This window comes from Eikenella sp. HMSC061C02, assembly GCF_001809035.1.
Taxonomy (GTDB): domain Bacteria; phylum Pseudomonadota; class Gammaproteobacteria; order Burkholderiales; family Neisseriaceae; genus Eikenella; species Eikenella corrodens.
Genome location: NZ_KV795508.1, coordinates 1 through 5,246, shown reverse-complemented (window position 1 = coordinate 5,246; position 5,246 = coordinate 1). Strand labels below are relative to the sequence as shown.

The window sequence follows — 5,246 nt, the reverse complement described above, 5'->3', positions numbered from 1 at the left end:
CGGTTTGCTACGTTCAAATTTTTCCTTAGCCATGAGCTAATTCCTTTTCATATAAAGATCGATTAAAAGAACAAAGGCTACCTGAAAATTAGCTTCATCACCTGAAATGGTTTTCAGGTAGCCTGTAAAGACTGCCCATCTCAAAGGACAGCCTAGATTGCAAAGTTAACCTTTGCGGTCTGCTACTACTTTTTCTGCCACATGAGCCGGGGCTTCTGCGTATTTCTTGAACTCCATGGTGTAGGTGGCGCGACCCTGAGTAGCGGAACGCAGGTCGGTTGAGTAACCGAACATTTCGGCCAGCGGTACTTCGGCACGTACTTTCTTACCGCCAATACCGTCATCGTCCATACCCAGCACGATGCCGCGGCGACGGTTCAAATCGCCCATCACATCGCCCATGTATTCTTCCGGAGTTTCTACTTCTACAGCCATAATCGGCTCCAGCAGCACCGGAGAGGCTTTACGCATACCGTCTTTGAATGCCATAGAAGCGGCCAATTCAAACGCAATTTGCGAAGAGTCCACATCGTGGTAAGAACCGAAAGTCAGGCGGACGCGAACATCTACCACCGGATAACCGGCTACGATACCATTTTGCAGAGTGTCGCGGATACCTTTATCGACAGACGGGATGAATTCGCGCGGAATCACACCACCTTTAATTTCATCGATAAATTCATAGCCTGCACCACCCGGCTCCATCGGTTCCATTTTGATCACAACGTGACCATACTGACCTTTACCGCCAGACTGTTTAACGTGTTTAGCTTCGGATTCCACTTCTTTGCGGATGGTTTCGCGGTAGGCCACCTGCGGTGCACCCACATTAGCTTCCACACCGAACTCACGCTTCATGCGGTCCACGATAATTTCCAAGTGCAGCTCGCCCATACCGGAAATAATGGTTTGGCCAGATTCTTCATCAGTGCGCACACGGAAAGACGGGTCTTCTTTAGCCAAACGGTTCAGAGCGATACCCATTTTCTCTTGGTCGGCCTTAGTTTTCGGCTCAACGGCAATGTGGATTACCGGCTCGGGGAATTCCATGCGTTCTAAGATAATCGGGGCATTTTCTGCACACAGAGTTTCACCAGTGGTTACGTCTTTCAAACCAATAGCAGCAGCGATGTCGCCAGCACGTACCTCTTCAATCTCAGTACGATCAGCGGCAGTCATCTGCACCAAACGGCCGATACGCTCACGAGTGCCTTTAACAGAGTTCAGAACAGTGTCGCCAGATTTCACTACACCAGAGTAAACACGGATAAAGGTCAGTTGACCAACGTATTTATCATTCAGCATCTTGAAAGCCAAAGCGGAGAATTTCTCGTCATCACTGGCTTGGCGGCTGTCGGCTTCTTCAGTATCAGGGTTAACACCTTGAACTGGAGGAATGTCGGTCGGAGCAGGCAGCAGTTCAACCACGGCATCCAACATACGCTGAACACCTTTGTTTTTAAATGCAGAACCGCACAACATCGGCTGGATTTCACCGGCTAACGTACGCTGACGCAGCGCGCCAACGATTTCTTCTTCAGACAGCTCTTCACCACCCAAGTACTTGTCCATCAACTCTTCGCTGGCTTCGGCGGCGGCTTCGATCATATTCTGACGCCACTCTTCGGCAGTCGGAACCAAATCAGCCGGGATATCGTCATATTCGAAAGTTACGCCTTTGTCGGCTTCATTCCAAATAATGGCTTTCATCTTCAGCAAGTCCACTACGCCTTCGAATTTATCCTCGGCACCAACCGGAATCACGATTGGCACGGGATTGGCGCGCAGACGGGTTTTCATCTGCTCAACTACGCGGAAGAAGTTGGCACCTTGACGGTCCATTTTGTTTACAAATGCCAAGCGCGGAACTTGGTATTTATTGGCTTGGCGCCACACAGTTTCAGACTGAGGCTGAACACCACCTACCGCACAGTAAACCATTACTGCGCCGTCCAATACACGCATAGAACGCTCCACCTCTACGGTGAAGTCAACGTGTCCGGGGGTATCAATGATGTTGAAGCGATGCTCAGGAAACTGCTTCGCCATACCAGACCAATAGGAAGTTACAGCAGCAGAGGTAATGGTAATACCACGCTCTTGCTCTTGTTCCATGTAGTCGGTAGTAGCGGCACCGTCATGCACTTCACCCAATTTATGGGTCAAGCCAGTGTAGAACAGGATACGTTCGGTAGTAGTGGTTTTACCCGCATCAATGTGGGCAGAAATACCGATATTACGGTACAAATTAATCGGGGTTTTACGAGCCATTTCAATCGCCTTTCAAAATTAGAAGCGGAAGTGAGAGAAGGCTTTGTTGGCTTCAGCCATGCGGTGTACTTCTTCACGTTTTTTCATGGCGCCGCCACGGCCTTCTGCGGCATCAATCAACTCACCGGCCAGGCGCAAATCCATGGATTTTTCGCCACGCTTGCGGGCTGCATCGCGCACCCAGCGCATTGCCAAGGCCAAACGGCGGGAAGGACGAACCTCAACAGGAACCTGGTAGTTAGCACCACCAACACGGCGGCTTTTCACTTCCACGATGGGTTTGGCATTGTCGATGGCTTCGTTAAACACTTCGATTGCCTCTTTGCCCTGTACTTTCTTGGCAATTTGCTCCAGAGCACCATACACGATGCGCTCGGCAACCGATTTTTTACCGTCAACCATCAAGACATTCATAAACTTGGTCAGTTCAACGCTGCCGAACTTCGGATCCGGCAATACGTCGCGCTTAGGGACTTCTCTACGTCTTGGCATTTCAATTTCCTTTAATCTATTCAGCTGGGATGATTCCCGCGAATGCCCATTGGGGAGCATTCACTTACTCGGCCGGCTTATATCAGCAATAACGGCCGACGTGCCTGTATTAAAAAATTATTTCGGGCGTTTAGCACCGTATTTGGAGCGTGCCTGTTTGCGGTCTTTCACGCCGGCAGTATCCAAAGAACCACGAACAGTGTGGTAGCGCACACCCGGCAAGTCTTTCACACGACCGCCGCGGATCAGCACCACGCTGTGCTCTTGCAAGTTGTGACCTTCACCGCCGATATATGAAATCACTTCAAACCCGTTGGTTAGGCGCACTTTGCACACTTTACGCAAAGCGGAGTTCGGTTTTTTCGGAGTAGTGGTGTACACACGGGTGCATACGCCGCGTTTTTGCGGGCAAGCTTCCAGTGCGGGCACCTTGTTTACGTACTCGGGCTTTTTGCGGCCCTTGCGTACTAACTGGTTAATAGTTGGCATATTTTCTCGTCCTGTTGAGTTAAATATTTGCCGACACCATGCCGGCAAGAGCGGAATTATAGTTCTTTTGCAAGCAGCGGGTCAATGGCAGCAGCGGAATATACCTTAGCTTTTCGTGGTTTACGGGTGGAGATGTTGTTTTCTGCACAGAAGCAGAGAGGCTCTCCGCATCAACCAGCCAAACAACGAGGCTACCTGAAACTGTCCTAGCCTGTTTTCAGGTAGCCTCTTAATAGCTATATATAAAGCATCTGCTTTTGGCTTGGCCGAGTCCCTGCCTCTAGCAACAAACCCGGCTACAGCTTTCAGGCACTTTACTTTATCGCATTGCGGATCACGCCCATGATGCTACGGGTGATGCTGCGGGTGATCTGCTTGTTCACCTGGCTGCCGAGCGAATCGGCCAAATCGTAGCCCAAGCCTTGGTTGGCACGTTTGCGGCTGCCGAATAGGCCGCCGAGGAAACCGTCCAGCACGCCGCCTTTGTTGCTTTCGGCTTTTTGGGCAGACGCGGTAGCGGCATTTTGTGCTTTGGCTTCGGCTTCTGCCTGAGCGGCGGCAGCCTGTTCCTGCTCCAGCTGCTGCAAGGCTTCGTAGGCGGAGAAGTTGTCCACCGCGTCTTTGTAGTGGCGGTAAAGGATGTCGTTTTGGAAACGGCTGTCGCGTTCAGCGGCGGAAAGCGGGGCAAGCTGGGATTGCGGCGGCAAGATGAAGGCTCGCTCCACGATGCCGGGCATGCCTTTTTCATCAAGGAAGGACACCAGCGCCTCGCCCACGCCCAATTCGGTAATCGCTTGCGCCACATCGAGATTCGGATTGCTGCGGAAGGTTTCGGCGGCAGCGCGCACGGCTTTTTGATCGCGCGGGGTAAAGGCACGCAGGGCGTGCTGCACGCGGTTGCCGAGCTGGCCGAGCACGGTGTCGGGCAAATCGAGCGGGTTTTGGGTAACAAAATAGACACCCACGCCTTTGGAACGGATCAGGCGCACCACTTGCTCAACTTGCTTGAGCAGGGTATCGGCGGCATTGTCGAACAGCAAATGAGCCTCATCGAAGAACATGACGAATTTGGGTTTGTCCAAATCGCCGGCTTCGGGCAGGGTTTCAAACAGTTCGGCCAAAAACCACAGCAAGAACGCGCTATAGAGGCGCGGCGAGCGCATCAGTTTTTCGGCATTCAGGATATTGATTACGCCCTGTCCCCCTTCGGTTTGCAGCCAGTCTTGCAGATTAAGCTCCGGCTCGCCAAAAAACACATCGCCGCCCTCGCTTTCCAACTGCAACAGCTGGCGCTGAATGGCGCCGACACTGGCGGCGGAAACATTGCCGTATTGAGTGCGGTATTCCTTGGCGTGCTCAGCCACGTATTGCAGCATGCCGCGCAGGTCTTTCAAATCGATCAGATGCCAGCCTTTGTCGTCGGCGGCTTTGAATACCAGGTTGAGCAGGCCTTCCTGCGTGTCGTTCAGCCCCATCAGGCGGGAGAGCAGCAGGGGACCCATTTCGGAAATGGTTACGCGCACGGGAATGCCGGTTTCGCCGTATACATCCCAAAAACGCACCGGGCAGCCTTTCAGGTAGCCTTCCGCATCCAGCCCGAATTGAGCCATGCGCTCGCCCACCTTGCCCTGCCCGTCGCCCGGATTGGCGATGCCGGAGAGATCGCCCTTCACATCGCTCATAAACACGGGAATGCCTTGCGCGCTGAAGCCTTCGGCCATTTTACGCAGAGTAACGGTTTTGCCCGTGCCGGTGGCGCCGGCAATCAGGCCGTGGCGGTTGGCCATTTGGCCGAGCAAGCATAAATCGCGGCCTTCGGCCACGGTTTTGGCAATGTGGAATTCAGCCATTGCGCCTCTCCAACTGAAAATTGATAACGGGCGATATTGTAACGGAATTGCGGCGTTTGACGGCAAATTTGTTTGGCTGCGGAGAGAGCATGTTTTCAGGTAGCCTAATTTGTAGTAAATCGGCGCGTTGTTTACACCACAGGT

General features: G+C 52.6%; 4 protein-coding genes. All 4 read right to left on the bottom strand.

All coding sequences use genetic code 11. From position 1 onward, the window contains the following. Positions 1-165 precede the first annotated feature (165 nt). Positions 166-2,271, bottom strand: a complete 2,106-nt coding sequence (gene fusA / locus HMPREF2541_RS00480) for an elongation factor G (RefSeq protein ID WP_070541235.1) — start codon at positions 2,269-2,271, stop codon at positions 166-168. Between the two features lie 18 nt (positions 2,272-2,289). Beyond that, positions 2,290-2,763, bottom strand: coding sequence for a 30S ribosomal protein S7 (rpsG, locus tag HMPREF2541_RS00475; RefSeq protein ID WP_023887596.1), 474 nt, complete (start codon positions 2,761-2,763; stop codon positions 2,290-2,292). Positions 2,764-2,880: 117 nt separating this feature from the next. Then, positions 2,881-3,252 (bottom strand): 30S ribosomal protein S12, encoded by a 372-nt coding sequence (rpsL, locus tag HMPREF2541_RS00470; RefSeq protein ID WP_003824684.1) that lies wholly within the window; start codon positions 3,250-3,252, stop codon positions 2,881-2,883. Between the two features lie 314 nt (positions 3,253-3,566). Beyond that, positions 3,567-5,102 carry a helicase HerA-like domain-containing protein gene (locus tag HMPREF2541_RS00465; protein WP_064087020.1) on the bottom strand — a complete coding sequence of 512 codons (1,536 nt, stop codon included), beginning with the start codon at positions 5,100-5,102 and terminating at the stop codon, positions 3,567-3,569. Between the last annotated feature and the right edge of the window lie 144 nt (positions 5,103-5,246).